Origin of the sequence: Streptomyces poriticola (assembly GCF_036689765.1) — a bacterium.
Classification (GTDB): Bacteria; Actinomycetota; Actinomycetes; order Streptomycetales; family Streptomycetaceae; genus Streptomyces; species Streptomyces poriticola.
The window spans coordinates 10,958-28,381 of record NZ_JBAGKH010000011.1 but is presented as its reverse complement, the minus strand read 5'-3'; the positions used below and the strand labels follow the sequence as shown (position 1 = coordinate 28,381).

The following is a 17,424-nucleotide window of genomic DNA, read 5'->3' as shown; positions in this document are numbered from 1 at the left end:
CACGCCCCAGGCCCCGCTCCCGCCACTCTGCTGATCCGCTGCTCCGCCCGGCGCCCCGTCGCCGGTCACCCCCCATCGTTCGAAGGGCGACCATGACCGATCCCGTGAGCCGCACGATCCTGTTGCTGGACATCGAGAGGTTCAGCGACCGTGACGACGTGGAGCAGGCGTACCTGCGGCGCATGCTCTACGACATCACCGACCGCGCGCTGGAGACCGCGGGCATCGACGAGACGCTGCGCCTGCGGGCCGACCGCGGTGACTCCGTGATGGAGCTGATCGACGCCAACGCCCCGGTCACGGCGCTGCTCCGGGCCCTGCTCGCCGAGGTCCCGGCCCAGCTCCGCGCGGTCAACCGCATGGCGTCCCGCTCGGCGCAGATCCGGCTGCGGGGTGTCGTCGCCACCGGCTATGTCGCCGTCGACCGGCACGACGGCTGGGTCGGCTCCGACCTCAACCACGCCTGCCGGCTGCTGGACGCCGGGCTGCTGCGCGCGGCCCTGCGCGAGCGTGCCGACGACTTCGCGCTCTGCATCTCGGACGCCCTGCACTCCGGCGTCGTACGCCACGACCACCCGGGTGTTCCGGCCGCCGACTTCCACCGGGTGACGGTGGACAGCAAGAACGGCCCGCTGACGGCGTGGCTGCACGGGCCGGTACCCGCCCCCGACCGCACCGCCGGCACCGGCACCGGCACCGGCACCGGCACCGGAACGGTGGCCGCACAGGACCACGGTGAGCGGGGGGAGGGGGAGGCGCCGGGCGGTTCGGGGGACCGCCCGGCGCCGGCCGAGCCCCCTCGGGACGGCCCCCGCGGGAGCAGCCCGGCGCCGGCCGGATCACGGGGAGCCCCGGCGCCGGGCCCGGTGCTGGACATCAACGGCGGCTCGGTCACCTTCGGCGGCGGATATGTCGCCGGCGACCAGCACGGCGTCTCCGGCGGCCGGGTCACCGGCGATGTCGTCATGGGCAGCAAGACCCGGCGGGGTGGGCAACCGTGACCGGGCAGGACGCGCAGGCGGCATCGGCGGGAGGCGTCCCGGCGGCACCGCCCGGCGGCAGCGGCGGCAGCGGCGGCTCCGCCGACGGGCCGGGCGACGGCGCCCCCGACGAGGCCCGCGGGGACGGCGCCGCCGAGGAGTCCGACGAGCGGGACCAGCCGCAGGACGCCTGGGCGGCCCGGCGCGACCTGGTCGACCACAGCCCGCGCACCATGCGGATCGGGGCCCGCACCAGCTTCGGCGGCGGGTACACCGCCGGGGACCAGCACGGCGTCTCCGGCGGCCGGGTCACCGGCGATGTCGTCATGGGCAGCAAGAAGGAGATCCACCACTGGACCCTGCCCGGCCTGTCCGCGTCGGCCGCGTCCGGCGAGGTCCCGCGCGCCACCCTGGAGCGGCTCGCCGCCTCCTTCGTCGCCACCGGCGACACCGTCGACGCGCTGCTGGACCGGCTGCGCCGCGACCGCGTGCTGGTACTGACCGGCGCCCGCTTCACCGGCCGCCGCACCGCCGCGCTGATGCTGCTGCACCGGCTCGGCGCCACGCCCGTGCACGCACTGGACCGGGACACCACCCCCGCCGCACTCGCCGACCGGATCACCCCGGCCGCCGACGGGGACGAGAGCGGGGACGGCGCCGAGGGCGCCCGCGGATACGTCCTGTGCGACCCGGCGACCCGCCGCGGCAGCGCCCTGCGCGAGACACATCTGCTCGCCGCCCGGGACCGGCTCGCCGAACAGGACGCCTACCTGGTGATCACCGTCGGCCCCTCCGCGGTGCTCGAGGACGACGTCTCCCCCGTCCGCTGGGAGCCGCCCGCCCCCGCCGACGTCCTCGCCGCACACCTGAGCACCCGTACCGACCGCGAGACCGCCGAACGCCTGCTGGGCCTGCCGGACGCCAAGGAGTTCCTGGGGCGCGGCCACCAGCTGCGCGAGGTCGCCGCGTTCGCCCAGGTGCTCGGCCGGTACGCCGCCGGGGAGGCGGGTGAGCAGGAGGTCGCCGGCTTCTCCCTGGCCTCCCTGGAGAACCAGGTCCAGGAGTGGTTCGAGGAGGACGAGACCGCCGTCCACCTGCGCGACAAGGCGTTCCTCATCGCCCTCGCGGCCTTCGACGACGGTCCCTACGCACTCACCGCCGAACTCAGTGACCTGCTCTACCGCTTTCTGCTGCAGACGGAGAACCCCTCGCGCGTCCCCGAGGTGCCGGTGTTCGGCACCCATGTCGGCAAGCGGCTCCAGCTCGCCCGGGCCCGGCGCTACGAGGACGACGAGCACACCGAGTGGGGCCCGGTGACACAGACGAAGGCGGCGTTCGCGGACGAGCGGGCGGCACTGGTGCTGCTGCGCGAGGTGTGGACCGGGCACCCGTCGGCCCGGCCCGCACTGATCGGGTGGCTGCGCCGGCTCGCCGACGACGGCCGACCGCTGGTTCGCACCCGGGCCGCGGCCACCGTCGCCGTCCTGGCCCGCACCGATCTGCCCTCGGCGATGGCGCTGGTCATCGAGGTCTGGGCGACCTCCAGCCGGTTCCGGCACCGGCTCGTCGCGGTCAACGCGCTCACCCTGGCCCATCACATCGACACGCCCAACATCCCGCGCATCCTCGACGACTGGTCCCGCGCCGAGGACCGGCGGCTGCGCTGGGTGGCGGTCCGGGCGTACGCGCTGATCGGCCCGGAACGGCCGCGGCAGGCGCTGGCCGCGCTGCGGGACGCCACCCGCGAGCTGTACCGGAACTCCGCCGACCCCGACGCGTTCGACCTGGAGACGGCGCAGGAGCTCGCCGAGGCGGTGGAGCTGCTGCTGCTGTCGTCCGCCGCCACCGAGGTCCTCGCCGAGCTGCGCGCCCACCTCGACGACGATAGGGCCGTGCACGACCTTGCGCTGGGCGGTTTCGTCAACGCCTGTCGCCGCACCGAGGGCGGCGAACGGTACGGCAGCCCGCTGGTCCTCGACTGGTACGCACGCGCCGCGACCGACGACGAGACCGCCGCGCAGGGCATCGCCCACCTGTGGCGGGCGGCGCTGGGCGACCGGCACTCCACCCGGCACGCCCTGGACGTGCTGCGCCAGTGGGTGCTGATCGCCGACCGTGTCACGGCCACGGAGTGGGCGCTCGCCGCGCTGCTGCCGAGGCTCGTCACCACCCCGACCGAGTACCGGCGGCTGAGCCATCTGCTGCGGACCATGCCCGGCGAGGACGGCAATCCCCCGCCGCTGGTGGCCGCCCGGTTGCTGAGCACGCTCCCTCCCCGCTGACGTCCCGCCGACGAAAGACGTGTGATGCCCTCCTTCCACCGCCCTCCCGAGTGGCAGCAGCCTGCCGACCGGCACACCCGGCTGATCGACCCGGTGCTCACCGTGCGGCAGCTGTCCCGTTTCGAGCTGTCGATCAAGCATGTGGTCCGCATCGACCATGCGCTGGTCTTCTCCACCCCCAAGGGCGGGTACGAGGCGTATCCGCCGCCCAGACGTCCGACGCGCAGCGAGATCGCCGCCCGCCGGTACACCGCCGTGTACGAGGTGGACATGGGCGTCCACCCGTTCACCGAAACGCTGGCACTGCCCAGCGACAACGACGCCTTCGAGTTCACGGCGGACGTGGACGTCTCCTGGCAGGTGCTGGACCCGGCGCGGTTCGTGGCGAGCGGCATCCGGGACGTGCCCGCGCTGCTCCTCGGCGAACTGCAGCAGGCCGCCCGGCCGGTCACCCGCCGCTTCGCCATCACCGACAGCGCGGATGCCGAGGCGGAGCTGCTGCGCGCGGTCGGTGTCGTCGTGCCGCTCGGGGCGCCCGCCGGGCTCCAGGTCACCTGGAGCCTGCGGGTCCGCCGCGACCGGGCCGACATCGACCACCAGCAGCGGCTCCGGGCCATCGACCACTCCGCCGCCGAGCAGATCCGCGTGGCGCAGCAGGGCATGCAGGTCGACGTCGAGACGGACCAGCGGTACCGGCAGCAGGACGCGCTCCAGCTGGGGCGGTCCATGGAGTACGGGCAGCAGCAGCACGAGCTGACTCTGCAGCAGCAGCGGCAGCAGCACGAGCTGGCGATGCTCCAGGGGCAGCAGATGCTGGAGCTGCAGCGGATCGAGGCGCAGAAGATCGAGTTCTACCAGTGGCATCTGTCGCAGGGCGGGGTGCAGTCCTGGGCGCTGCACCTTGCCCAGCACCCGGAGGACTCCCGGCTCGTCATGGAGAGCATGCGCGCGGACCAGCTCCGCATGATCCAGGCGCAGATGGATCTGGTGAAGGAGCTGCTCGGCGGCGAGAGCGCGGAGAAGTTCGAGCTGGACGAGCCCAAGCAGCTGGCCCTGCGCACGGTCAGCGACATCCTCAACCAGCGCCTCCCGGGGGTGACCCACACCCCGCCCATGCTGCCCACCCCGGACCACCCCGACGCCCCCGGCACCCCGGGCACCACCACCCCCCACGGCGCCCACGGCGGCACACCGGGTTCCCCGGACACACCGGGTTTCCCCGGCACACCGGGTTTCCCTGGCGCTCCCAGCTCTCCCGGCTTCCCCGACGCCCACGGCTCCCCCGGCGCGCACGGCACGCCCGGCAGCCCGAGTGGCCCGAGTGGCCCGAGTGGCCCGAGCTCCCCAGGCGTACCCCACTCTCCAAACGCCCCCGGCACCCCAGGCGTACCCCACTCTCCGAGCGCCCCCGCCACCCCCGGCCCGCACAACTCCCCTGGTATCCCCGGCACCCATGATGCCCATGGCGCCCACAACGTCCGGAGTGGTCCCGGTTCCGCCGACGCGCCCGGCACCTACGGCATCCCGGGAGGCCCCAGCGCACCCGGCGTCCCCGGCACCCACGGCATCCCGGGAGGCCCCAGCGCACCCGGGGTCCCGAGTGGCCCCGGCGCGCCCGGGGTCACCGGCGTATCTGGTGGCCACGGGTCCCGCCGCGTGCCCGGTGCGCAGGCGTACGCCGGGGTGCCGTCGGCTCAGGCGGCGGGGGCGTACGGCGGTTCGGGCGGGGCACAGGCGTCGGGCCGGTACCACTCCGGTGGTCCGTACGGCACCGCCCCGGCCGCTGACCCGGCGGCGTCCCGGCCGGTACCGCCCGAGCGTCCGGCGGCCGACGGAACAGGTCAGGGCGCCCCGACGTCCGCTGCAGAGGGCCATCCTCCGGCCGCGGGCCCGGCCGCGGGCCCGGCCGCGGGCGGCACCCCGTACCCGCCGTCGGCCGCGCCTCCGCAACCCGCGCCGACCGGGCCCCCGACGCCCCAGCCGTCACCGGGCACGTACGCGCCGCGCTCCGCGCCTCCCGCCCCCGCATGGCAGCCGCCGCCCGGCTACGGCACCAACCCGACCGCACCGCCGGACCCGGCGCCGGCCGCGGGTCCGGAGGCCGCCGCGGGTCCGGAGGCCGCCGCCGGTCCGGAGGCCGCCGCCGGTCCGGAGGCCGCCGGGAGCGCCGAACGGACGGGCCCCCGCGGCCCCGGACAGGAGGAGCCGACTCCATGACGACCGCCGACCCGGTACCCGCGCCCGCCCGTACTACGGCTCCCCCGAGCCCGCGCCGCGCGGAGCTGTGCGAGCGGCTCCTCGCCGATCTGCGCACCGAGATCGCGCGGGCCGACAGCAAGGCGGCCGTCCTGGTCGCCGCGCTCGGCATGACCGCGGGCGTGGGCAGCGGGCTGCTCGCCGGGCGGGGCTGGTCCCCGGACGACCTCTCGACCACCGGCACCGCAGTGTGGTGGGCCGGGACGGTCTCCCTCGCCCTGTCGCTGTTCGCGCTGCTGCTGGCCGTGCTGCCCCGCTACCGCACCGGAACCTGGGCGCCGGGCAGGCCCCTGTCGTACTTCGGCGACATCCAGCGGGCCGTGCGGGCGGGCCGGCTGGAGGCCGCGCTCGCCGACACCGAGGCCGATCCCACGGCCGCCCTGACCGCGGCGCTCACCGAGACGAGCCGGATCGCCTGGCGCAAGCACCAGTGGATCCGTGCCGGGCTGATCGCGTTCTGCGCAGGCACCCTTTTGCTCCCCGCCTCCCTGCTGACCGGCTGACCTCCCGCCCGGGCCGCGCCCACTGCTCACGTCAAGCAAAGGAATCACGATGACCCAGCCCCCGCCGATCCCCCCGGAGTACCCCGAGCCGACCGCCGCGCAGTCCCAGCCGACCCCGCCCCAGCCCGCGCATCCGTCGCAGTCCCCTCAGCCGTCGCAGTCCCCCCAGCCTCCGCAGCCGCAGGCGCCGCCCCCGTACCCGCAGGCCCAGCCACCGCAGCCACAGGTCCCTCCGCAGTACCCCACGGCCCAGCCGGTCCGGCCGACCCAGCCCCAGATTCCCCAGCAACACCTGCAGGCCCAGCCGCCTCAGCCGCCCCAGCCGCAAGCGCCACCGCCCTACCCGCAGACCGAGCCGCTCCGGCCCCATGTCCCCCAGCAGTACCTGCCGCAGCACCCCCCGCAGTACCCGCAGCAGGCTCCGGCCGCGTCCCAGCCGCCCCCGTACCCCGGTACCCCGGCCGCCGCCCAGCCCCCGGCGTACCCCGCCACCCCCGCCGGCGCCCCACCCCAGTACCCGTACGCGTACCAGCAGCAGCCCCCGTACCCCGGGGCGGGCCCCGCAGGGACCCCACCGGGCGCACCGGTCCAGCCGTCCGCCGCGCCCGCCGCCCCCGCCATACCCCCGCCGGACGATCCGTCGCACCCTCACCACATCAGTACCGACCGCGGACGCGTCCACATCTCCGGGCACCAGCGCCGCACCGACGCCACGGCCGTCGGCAATCTCCTGCTCCACCTGCCGAACTTCCTGTGCAGCCTGCTCGTCGTCGGCCTGGTCTCGCTGCTCTTCGGCGAACTCGGCATCATCGTCGTCCTGCTCTGGCTCGCCAGCGGCGCACTCGTGTTCCACCGGCCCACCGAAAGCGCCCTCGCGCGCCATCTGCTCCGGCTGCGCTACCCCACCCCGCAGGAACGAGCCAAACTCGAACCCGTCTGGCGCGAGGTCACCGCCCGCGCCGGAGTCGACGGCCGGAACTACGAACTGTGGGTCGAGGACAGCGACGGACTCAACGCGGTCGCCGCGGCCGGCCACATCGTCGGCGTCACCCGCTTCGCGATGAACCAGCTGCCCAACGGCGAGCTCGCCGCCGTCCTGGCGCACGAGCTGGGCCACCACGTCGGCGGCCACGCCTGGTCCGGGCTGCTCGGCTACTGGTACGCCCTGCCGGGCCGGATCGCCTGGCGGGTGCTGCGCGCCGTCACCGGGTTCATGTTCCGGGTGTCCCGGGTCTTCTCCTGTTTCGGTGTGCTGTTCTTCGGGCTCGTCGTCGGCAGCATCGCCCTGGCCACCATCAGCACGCTGTACGGTCTGCCGCTGCTGATCCTCGCCATGCCGTACGCGCTCGCCGCCGTGGGCCGCCGCGCCGAGCTGCGCGCCGACCAGCACGCCGCCGCGCTCGGCTTCGCCCCGATGCTGGCCGCCGTCCTGGACAAGCTGCACCAGGCGGAACAGCAGCAGGTCGCCGCGGCGACCGCCGCGAACGGCGGCGTGCCGCCGACCGGCACCCCGGTGAGCAGACTGCTGAGCTCGCACCCGGACCACCACACCCGGCTGCACCACCTGCAGCCTTACCTCCAGCCCAGGCACTGACCCCGGGCGCCGCGGGAGAACAGCCTGCCGACTGCCGCATCCCGGCAGCCTCCGCCCCGCAAATCAGCCGAGTACCGCACCTGCGCGCCCGGACCCCGCTCCCGCACCCTGAGACCGAGGCGAGGGGGAGGGAGACACCCATGGACCGCACCCGGCGTTGGCCGAAGGCCCTTCTGCACGGCTGGCTCAGCGGCACCCTCACGTTCCTGGTCCTGCTGATCGTCGTCGGCGCGCTGCCGACCGGCGCGTGGGCGGCGGGCCTGGCGCTCTACGCGGGGCTGGTGCTGCCGCCCGCGGTCGTGTCGTATCGGGTGCGGGGGCGCCCGGCCGGCCCCCGCGAGCTCCCCCGGCCGCAGCGGAGCACACCTCCGATGACCGCCGAGGTCACGGCCCAGGCCGAGCGGGCCATCACCCGGTACGGCGAGCTGCTGCACGCCCACCCGTACTCCCCCGGCGAGGCGGCCGGCAGCGACGAGCTGACCGACTACTCGGCGGCGCTGGACGCGTACGAGCAGGCGAAACGCGCCGCCCCGGGCCAGGTCCCGGCGATCCTGGCCGAGGGCCGAGCGGCGCTCGACCGGCTCGCCGCCGTCCCCCGCGCCACCTCCGGCCTCACCTGGAGCAAGGGGGAAGGCACCATGAAGCTGGCCGTGCCCAGGCCCGCCCCGGGCGTGCCCGCCGTGCTGGTCTTCGAGACGGATGTGGCCCAGCGGTTCTCGGTGCACACCCGTTCGGGGCCGCGCGGGCGCCGGGAGCTGCTGCTGGACGGTGTGCTGGGGCCCACCAGCGCCCAGGTGGGCGTGGCTCCGCAGGACGCCGAGTCGCTCTTCGTCGAGGTGAGCGCCTGCGGACCCTGGCGGCTCGCGCTGCGCCCCATCAGCGAGGCGAGGCGGCTGGCCGACGGCGGGCTGCTGCGCGGCCACGGTGCGGAGACCGTACTCAAGCGCGGTGCGTCCAGGACGGTGGAGTTCGAGCACCTCGGCGACGCGCCGTTCGCCGTCCGGCAGCTCACCCGCTCGTTCCGCCCGGCGGGTCTGCTCGCGGAGGGCCGGGGCAGCGCACGGCTCACCGTGTCGGTGCCGGGCCGCGGCGTGCTGCGCGTCGACACCACCGGCGAGTGGCGGCTCGTCGACCCCGGCGCGTGACCGGCGCTTCGACCGGCCGGCCGTGCCGGTCAGCCCGAGCCGGTCAGCCCGAGCCGGCCAGCAGGGCGACCAGCCCGAACATGATTATCACCAGTGCCCAGCCGGCCACGGACAGCCAGCCGAGCACCAGCCCGGTCAGGGCCAGCCCGTCGCCGCCCTCTCCGGTGCGACGCATCTCGGACTGCGCCATATGGCCGAGGATCACCGCCGGAAGACCGGTCAGCCCGCCGGTGGCCAGGCAGAGGATGCCGCAGACCATCGAGGCGACCGCCTTGCCGTTCGTGCTGGGCCGCGGCCGGGCCAGGAAGGTGCCCGGCACCGGCCCGCCGACCGCGAGGGGCTGGGGCGCGGGGCCCTGGGGCAGATCGGCGACCAGCAGGGCCAGCTCGCCCACCGTGCGGGCCCCGTAGGCCCGGGCGACGCGCTTCTCGAACTCGGAGTGGTCCAGCCGGCCCTCCCCGTAGCCGGCCCGCAGCACGTCCACCGCCCGCTCGCGGTCGGCGTGGGAGGCCAGCATCGACGGCGTGTTCTGGCCGGACCAGGGCTGCCATGCGGGGTACGACACCGACGAGCACCTCCCAGAGAAGGGTTCATTTTCCATGATGCGCCGAAAGGCGGCCCTCCGTGGGGGAGAGCCGCCCTTCAGTGCGTCAGACGTATGCCTTACTGGTTGTACGGACCGTAGTCGTAGTCCTCCAGCGGCACGGCCTGGCCGGAGCCGGTGCCGAACGGCGAGTAGTCGATGTCGTCGTAGCCGACGGCCGAGTACATCGCGGCCTTGGCCTCCTCGGTCGGCTCGACCCGGATGTTGCGGTAGCGGGACAGGCCCGTACCGGCCGGGATGAGCTTACCGATGATGACGTTCTCCTTGAGGCCGATCAGGGAGTCGGACTTGGCGTTGATCGCCGCGTCCGTGAGGACCCTGGTCGTCTCCTGGAAGGACGCCGCCGACAGCCAGGACTCGGTCGCCAGCGAGGCCTTGGTGATACCCATGAGCTGCGGACGACCGGAGGCCGGGTGACCGCCCTCCTGGACCACACGACGGTTCTCGGACTCGAACTTCGAGCGCTCGACCAGCTCGCCGGGCAGCAGCTCGGCGTCGCCGGACTCGATGATCGTCACGCGGCGGAGCATCTGCCGGATGATGATCTCGATGTGCTTGTCGTGGATCGACACACCCTGCGAGTTGTACACCTTCTGGACCTCGCCGACCAGGTGGACCTGGACGGCGCGCTGGCCCAGGATGCGCAGCACGTCGTGCGGGTTGGTGGCACCCACGGTGAGCTTCTGGCCCACCTCGACGTGCTCGCCCTCGCTGACCAGGAGACGGGCGCGCTTCGAGATCGGGTAGGCCGTCTCGTCGCTGCCGTCGTCCGGGGTGACGACGATCTTCTTGGTCTTCTCGGTCTCCTCGATCCGCACCCGGCCGGAGGCCTCGGAGATCGGGGCGACACCCTTCGGGGTACGGGCCTCGAAGAGCTCGACGACACGCGGCAGACCCTGGGTGATGTCGTCACCGGCCACACCGCCGGTGTGGAAGGTACGCATCGTCAGCTGGGTACCGGGCTCACCGATGGACTGCGCGGCGATGATGCCGACCGCCTCGCCGATGTCGACCAGCTTGCCGGTGGCCAGCGAGCGGCCGTAGCACATGGCGCAGGTGCCGACGGCGGACTCACAGGTCAGGACCGAGCGGGTCTTGACCTCCGCGACGCCGTGCTTGACCAGCTCGTCGATGAGGACGTCGCCCAGGTCGGTGCCGGCCGGGGCCAGCACCTTGCCGTCGACCACGATGTCCTCGGCGAGGCAGCGCGCGTACACGGACGTCTCGACGTCCTCCGCCTTGAGCAGGGTGCCTTCGGCGTTGCGCTCGGCGATCTGCAGCCGCAGGCCGCGGTCGGTGCCGCAGTCCTCCTCGCGGATGATGACGTCCTGGGAGACGTCGACCAGACGACGGGTGAGGTAACCCGAGTCGGCGGTACGCAGAGCGGTGTCCGCCAGACCCTTACGGGCACCGTGCGTGGAGATGAAGTACTCCAGCACGGACAGACCCTCACGGAACGAGGCCTTGATGGGCCGCGGGATCGTCTCGTTCTTCGCGTTCGACACCAGACCACGCATACCGGCGATCTGACGCATCTGCATCATGTTGCCTCGTGCACCCGAGTTCACCATCATGAAGATCGGGTTGGTCTTCGGGAAGTTGTCGTTCATCGCCTCGGCGACCTCGTTGGTCGCCTTGGTCCAGATCGCGATGAGCTCCTGGGTGCGCTCGTCCTTGGTGATCAGACCGCGCTCGTACTGCTTCTGGACCTTCTCGTCCTGCGCCTCGTAGCCGCGGACGATCTCCTTCTTCGCCTCGGGGACGACGACGTCGGAGATGGCCACGGTGACGCCGGAACGGGTGGCCCAGTAGAAGCCGGCCGCCTTCAGGTTGTCGAGCGTCGCCGCCACGATGACCTTCGGGTAGCGCTCGGCGAGGTCGTTGACGATCTCCGAGAGCTGCTTCTTGCCGACCTCGAAGTCGACGAACGGGTAGTCCTCGGGCAGCAGCTCGTTGAAGAGCGCACGGCCCAGCGTGGTCCTCAGGGTGAAGGTGTCGCCCTGCTGCCACGCCCTCTCCCCGACGCCGTCGTCCCCTTCCTCACGGGCGGGCGGAGTCCAGCCGCGCGGCGGGATGGTGCCCACCGGGAAGCGGACGTCGATCTTCGACTGGAGCGACAGCTCGCCCGCGTCGAAGGCCATGATCGCCTCGGCGACCGAGGCGAAGGCCCGGTCCTCGCCCTTGAGGTCGCGCATCTCGCCGTCGGTGGTGAGGAAGAACAGACCGAGGACCATGTCCTGGGTCGGCATCGTCACCGGACGGCCGTCGGCGGGCTTGAGGATGTTGTTCGAGGACAGCATCAGGATGCGGGCCTCGGCCTGCGCCTCCGCGGACAGCGGCAGGTGCACGGCCATCTGGTCACCGTCGAAGTCCGCGTTGAACGCGGTGCAGACGAGCGGGTGGATCTGGATGGCCTTGCCCTCGACCAGCTGCGGCTCGAAGGCCTGGATGCCGAGGCGGTGCAGGGTGGGCGCACGGTTCAGCAGCACCGGGTGCTCGGCGATGACCTCTTCGAGGACGTCGTACACCACGGTCCGGCCGCGCTCGACCATGCGCTTGGCGCTCTTGATGTTCTGCGCGTGGTTCAGGTCGACCAGGCGCTTCATCACGAACGGCTTGAACAGCTCCAGCGCCATCGCCTTCGGCAGACCGCACTGGTGCAGCTTCAGCTGCGGACCGACGACGATCACGGAACGCGCGGAGTAGTCCACACGCTTGCCGAGCAGGTTCTGGCGGAAGCGGCCCTGCTTGCCCTTGAGCATGTCGGACAGCGACTTCAGCGGGCGGTTGCCCGGGCCGGTGACCGGACGGCCGCGGCGGCCGTTGTCGAACAGCGCGTCGACGGCCTCCTGCAGCATGCGCTTCTCGTTGTTCACGATGATCTCGGGCGCACCGAGGTCGAGAAGCCGCTTCAGGCGGTTGTTGCGGTTGATGACGCGGCGGTACAGGTCGTTCAGGTCGGAGGTGGCGAAGCGGCCACCGTCCAGCTGCACCATCGGACGCAGGTCCGGCGGAATGACCGGGACGCAGTCCAGGACCATGCCCTTGGGGCTGTTGGAGGTCTGCAGGAACGCGGAGACGACCTTCAGCCGCTTCAGGGCGCGGGTCTTCTTCTGGCCCTTGCCGGTACGGATGATCTCGCGGAGCTTCTCGGCCTCCTCGTCGAGGTCGAAGGACTCCAGCCGCTTCTGCAGCGCGGCGGCGCCCATCGAGCCGTCGAAGTAGGTGCCGAAACGGTCGCGCAGCTCGCGGTAGAGCAGCTCGTCGCCCTCCAGGTCCTGGACCTTGAGGCTCTTGAACCGGTTCCACACCTCGTCGAGGCGGTCGATCTCGCGCTGCGCACGGTCGCGCAGCTGCTTCATCTCGCGCTCGGCACCCTCGCGCACCTTGCGGCGCACGTCGGCCTTGGCGCCCTCGGCCTCCAGCTCGGCCAGGTCGGTCTCGAGCTTCTTGGCGCGGGCCTCCAGGTCGGCGTCGCGACGCTGCTCGATCTGCTGGCGCTCGACGGAGACGTGCGCCTCCAGCGAGGGCAGGTCGCGGGTGCGGCGCTCCTCGTCGACGTACGTGATCATGTACGCCGCGAAGTAGATGACCTTCTCCAGGTCCTTCGGGGCGAGGTCGAGCAGGTAGCCGAGCCGGCTCGGGACGCCCTTGAAGTACCAGATGTGGGTGACGGGCGCGGCCAGCTCGATGTGGCCCATCCGCTCACGGCGCACCTTGGCGCGGGTGACCTCGACGCCACAGCGCTCGCAGATGATGCCCTTGAAACGGACGCGCTTGTACTTGCCGCAGTAGCACTCCCAGTCCCGGGTGGGGCCGAAGATCTTCTCGCAGAAGAGCCCGTCCTTTTCCGGCTTGAGGGTGCGGTAGTTGATGGTCTCGGGCTTCTTGACCTCGCCGTGGCTCCACTGGCGGATGTCGTCAGCGGTGGCCAGGCCGATCCGGAGCTCGTCGAAGAAGTTGACGTCGAGCACTATGCGTCAATCCCTCTCAGGGTCGTGAGTCTTGGGGTCTGAAACGGGGGTCCTGGGGCCGGGGGCCTGCGGTGGCAGGTCCCCGGACTCCCGTCAGACCTCTTCGACGCTGCTCGGCTCGCGCCGGGACAGGTCGATGCCGAGCTCCTCCGCAGCGCGGAAGACGTCCTCGTCGGTGTCACGCATCTCGATGGACATACCGTCGCTGGACAGCACCTCCACGTTCAGGCAGAGCGACTGCATCTCCTTGATGAGCACCTTGAAGGACTCGGGGATGCCGGGCTCGGGGATGTTCTCGCCCTTGACGATGGCCTCGTAGACCTTCACGCGGCCGGTGACGTCGTCGGACTTGATGGTCAGCAGCTCCTGGAGGGCGTAGGCGGCGCCGTACGCCTCCAGTGCCCACACCTCCATCTCGCCGAACCGCTGGCCACCGAACTGGGCCTTACCACCCAGCGGCTGCTGGGTGATCATCGAGTACGGGCCGGTCGAGCGGGCGTGCAGCTTGTCGTCGACCAAGTGGTGCAGCTTCAGGATGTACATGTACCCGACCGAGATCGGGTCCGGGAACGGCTCCCCGGAGCGGCCGTCGAACAGCCGCGCCTTGCCGGACGGCAGCACCATGCGGTCGCCGTCGCGGTTGGGGATGGTGTGCTCCAGCAGACCGGCGAGCTCGTCCTCACGGGCGCCGTCGAAGACGGGGGTCGCCACGTTGGTACGGGGCTCGACGCGGTCGGCGCTGATCGCCTGCAGTCGCTGGGCCCATTCGTCGGCGAGGCCGGAGACGTCCCAGCCCTGGCTGGCGAGCCAGCCGAGGTGGATCTCCAGGACCTGTCCCGGGTTCATCCGGGACGGGACACCCAGCGGGTTGAGGATGATGTCGACCGGGGTGCCGTCCTCCAGGAACGGCATGTCCTCGATCGGAAGGATCTTGGAGATGACGCCCTTGTTGCCGTGGCGGCCAGCGAGCTTGTCACCGTCGGTGATCTTGCGCTTCTGCGCGACGTAGACGCGGACCAGCTGGTTCACGCCCGGCGGCAGCTCGTCGCCCTCCTCGCGGTCGAAGACGCGGACGCCGATGACCTTGCCGGTCTCGCCGTGCGGCACCTTCAGCGAGGTGTCACGGACCTCACGGGCCTTCTCACCGAAGATCGCGCGCAGCAGGCGCTCCTCGGGGGTCAGCTCGGTCTCGCCCTTCGGGGTGACCTTGCCGACGAGGATGTCACCGGCGATGACCTCGGCGCCGATGCGGATGATGCCGCGCTCGTCGAGGTCGGCGAGGACCTCCTCGGAGACGTTCGGGATGTCCCGGGTGATCTCCTCGGGGCCGAGCTTGGTGTCACGGGCGTCGACCTCGTGCTCCTCGATGTGGATCGAGGAGAGGACGTCGTCCTGGACGAGGCGCTGCGACAGGATGATCGCGTCCTCGTAGTTGTGACCCTCCCACGGCATGAACGCGACCAGCAGGTTCTTGCCGAGCGCCATCTCGCCCTGCTGGGTGGCCGGACCGTCGGCCAGGACCTGGCCCTCGATGATCCGGTCGCCCTCGGCGACGATGACCTTCTGGTTGACCGAGGTGCCCTGGTTGGAGCGGGCGAACTTGGCCAGGCGGTACGTGATGTACGTGCCGTCGTCGTTGGCGGTGGTGATGTAGTCCGCGGAGACCTCCTGGACCACACCGGGCTTCTCGGCCTTGACGACGTCGCCGGCGTCGACCGCGGAGCGGTACTCCATGCCGGTGCCGACGAGCGGGGACTCCGCCTTGATGAGCGGCACGGCCTGGCGCATCATGTTCGCGCCCATGAGGGCACGGTTGGCGTCGTCGTGCTCGAGGAAGGGGATCATGGCGGTCGCGACCGACACCATCTGGCGCGGCGAGACGTCCATGTAGTCCACGTCCTCGCCACCGACGTAGTCGACCTCGCCGCCACGGCGGCGGACCAGCACGCGGGCCTCGGCGAAGCGGAGGTCGTCCGTCAGCGGCGCGTTGGCCTGCGCGATGACGAAGCGGTCCTCCTCGTCGGCGGTGAGGTAGTCGACCTGGTCGGTGACCTGGCCCTCGAAGACCTTGCGGTACGGGGTCTCGACGAAGCCGAAGGCGTTGACCCGGCCGTAGGTGGCGAGCGAGCCGATCAGACCGATGTTCGGGCCTTCCGGCGTCTCGATCGGGCACATGCGGCCGTAGTGCGAGGGGTGCACGTCACGGACCTCGAAGCCGGCCCGCTCACGGGAGAGACCACCCGGGCCGAGCGCGGACAGACGCCGCTTGTGCGTCAGCCCGGACAGCGGGTTGTTCTGGTCCATGAACTGGGACAGCTGGCTGGTGCCGAAGAACTCCTTGATGGAGGCGACGACCGGCCGGATGTTGATCAGGGTCTGCGGCGTGATCGCCTCGACGTCCTGGGTCGTCATGCGCTCACGCACGACGCGCTCCATCCGGGCCAGGCCGGTGCGGACCTGGTTCTGGATGAGCTCGCCGACGCTGCGCAGGCGGCGGTTGCCGAAGTGGTCGATGTCGTCCGTCTCGACGACGACCGTCTCGCCGCTGTCGCCCACCGTCTCGGTCTCGCCGGCGTGCAGCTTCACCAGGTACTTGATCGAGGCGATGACGTCCTCGACGGTGAGGATGCCGGCGTCCAGCGGTGCGTCCGCGCCCAGCTTCTTGTTGACCTTGTAGCGGCCGACCTTGGCGAGGTCGTAGCGCTTGGGGTTGAAGTACAGGTTCTCGAGCAGCGTCTGCGCGGCCTCGCGCGTGGGGGGCTCGCCCGGGCGCAGCTTGCGGTAGATGTCGAGCAGCGCGTCGTCCTGGCCCTGGGTGTGGTCCTTCTCCAGGGTGGCGCGCATGGACTCGTACTCACCGAACTCCTCGAGGATCTGCTCGGTGGTCCAGCCGAGCGCCTTCAGGAGGACGGTGACGGACTGCTTGCGCTTGCGGTCGATGCGGACGCCGACCATGTCGCGCTTGTCGATCTCCATCTCCAGCCAGGCACCCCGGGACGGGATGATCTTGGCGGAGAAGATGTCCTTGTCGGACGTCTTGTCGATGCTGGAGTCGAAGTAGACACCCGGCGAACGCACGAGCTGGGAGACGACGACACGCTCGGTGCCGTTGATGACGAAGGTGCCCTTGTTCGTCATGAGCGGGAAGTCACCCATGAAGACGGTCTGGGACTTGATCTCGCCGGTCTCGTTGTTGGTGAACTCGGCGGTGACGAAGAGCGGCGCGGCGTAGGTGAAGTCGCGCTCCTTGCACTCGTCGATCGAGTTCTTCGGCGGCTCGAAGCGGTGGTCGCGGAAGGTCAGCGACATCGACCCGCTGAAGTCCTCGATCGGGGAGATCTCCTCGAAGATCTCCTCGAGCCCGGACTTGGTGGGGACGTCCTGACCGTTGTCCAGAGCCTCCTCGACGCGAGCCTTCCACGCGTCGTTGCCGAGCAGCCAGTCGAAGCTCTCGGTTTGCAGCGCGAGAAGGTTCGGAACCTCGAGGGGCTCCTTGATCTTTGCAAAGGAGATGCGCAGCGGGGCGGTGCTGGCGCCGTTGTTCGTATTCGCGGTCGAGGCAGTGCGCGAGGCGGCCAAGAGGGGGTCCTTCCGAGGGCTCGGACTCACTACGCGCGTACCGGCCCCTCACCGGTGCATCGGGACAGACTCCGCCAAACTGGTCAAAAGGCCAGGTCGGAGACGGTCTGGTCGTCGGTGCTCGAGCGAGGGCATGCCCCTGGTGACGGGCAGGGAGCAGCTAACAGGCAGCGCAAAGGGTCAGTGTAGCCACTTGGCACACTGATGTCCAGTCCCGGTTTGCTCCCCGGCTGCGGGGACCCTCGTTGTTGTCAACGCCTGCGGCATGCCTGCCCTCAACGCACCCTGCCCTCAACGCACGTTGATACTGCCCTGTTCGTCGTCGATCCATGCCTCGGACCCCGGATCTGTGTGACGACGCGTCCTGAGAATTGCGCGCTGCGTGCGGTTCGTCAAGGCCCCCCTTGCCCGAACCGGGACGCTCCGAGACACGACGAAGATCACCATACCCCGCGCGAACACCGGTGCAAGGTAACCGCGGCCGGGGCCCCGGGAACGCCGAAGAGC

9 protein-coding genes are annotated in these 17,424 nt (G+C 71.5%); 6 read left to right on the top strand and 3 right to left on the bottom strand.

Going from position 1 to position 17,424, the window contains the following annotated elements:
• Window positions 1-104: 104 nt before the first annotated feature.
• From V5O46_RS16855 to V5O46_RS16830, 6 genes are all read left to right on the top strand, one after another.
• On the top strand, window positions 105-1,001 hold the full coding sequence (locus V5O46_RS16855; protein WP_408649007.1) for a hypothetical protein: 897 nt from the start codon (window positions 105-107) through the stop codon (window positions 999-1,001).
• Window positions 998-3,262 (top strand): hypothetical protein, encoded by a 2,265-nt coding sequence (locus V5O46_RS16850; RefSeq protein ID WP_332885430.1) that lies wholly within the window; start codon window positions 998-1,000, stop codon window positions 3,260-3,262. The genes V5O46_RS16855 and V5O46_RS16850 overlap by 4 nt, the downstream gene beginning before the upstream one ends.
• Before the next feature lie 24 nt (window positions 3,263-3,286).
• Complete coding sequence (locus V5O46_RS16845; protein WP_332885429.1) at window positions 3,287-5,479, top strand: DUF4670 domain-containing protein; 2,193 nt, start codon at window positions 3,287-3,289, stop codon at window positions 5,477-5,479.
• Window positions 5,476-6,021, top strand: coding sequence for a Pycsar system effector family protein (locus V5O46_RS16840; protein WP_332885428.1), 546 nt, complete (start codon window positions 5,476-5,478; stop codon window positions 6,019-6,021). The genes V5O46_RS16845 and V5O46_RS16840 overlap by 4 nt, the downstream gene beginning before the upstream one ends.
• A gap of 49 nt (window positions 6,022-6,070) precedes the next feature.
• The gene (locus V5O46_RS16835) at window positions 6,071-7,615 is read left to right on the top strand and encodes a M48 family metalloprotease (RefSeq protein ID WP_332885427.1); all 1,545 of its coding nucleotides are present in this window, start codon (window positions 6,071-6,073) and stop codon (window positions 7,613-7,615) included.
• A 140-nt stretch (window positions 7,616-7,755) separates the two neighbouring features.
• Window positions 7,756-8,760 (top strand): hypothetical protein, encoded by a 1,005-nt coding sequence (locus V5O46_RS16830; RefSeq protein WP_332885426.1) that lies wholly within the window; start codon window positions 7,756-7,758, stop codon window positions 8,758-8,760.
• Window positions 8,761-8,803: 43 nt separating this feature from the next.
• Here the strand turns inward: V5O46_RS16830 and V5O46_RS16825 are convergent, their stop codons facing one another.
• From V5O46_RS16825 to rpoB, 3 genes are all read right to left on the bottom strand, one after another.
• Window positions 8,804-9,325 carry a DUF1707 and DUF4190 domain-containing protein gene (locus V5O46_RS16825; RefSeq protein ID WP_408649006.1) on the bottom strand — a complete coding sequence of 174 codons (522 nt, stop codon included), beginning with the start codon at window positions 9,323-9,325 and terminating at the stop codon, window positions 8,804-8,806.
• Window positions 9,326-9,423: 98 nt separating this feature from the next.
• A complete protein-coding gene (locus V5O46_RS16820) occupies window positions 9,424-13,338 on the bottom strand; it encodes a DNA-directed RNA polymerase subunit beta' (RefSeq protein WP_332885425.1) in 3,915 nt (1,304 codons plus the stop codon).
• 93 nt (window positions 13,339-13,431) lie between these two features.
• Window positions 13,432-16,917, bottom strand: a complete 3,486-nt coding sequence (gene rpoB / locus V5O46_RS16815) for a DNA-directed RNA polymerase subunit beta (RefSeq protein ID WP_332885424.1) — start codon at window positions 16,915-16,917, stop codon at window positions 13,432-13,434.
• Window positions 16,918-17,424: the final 507 nt, after the last annotated feature.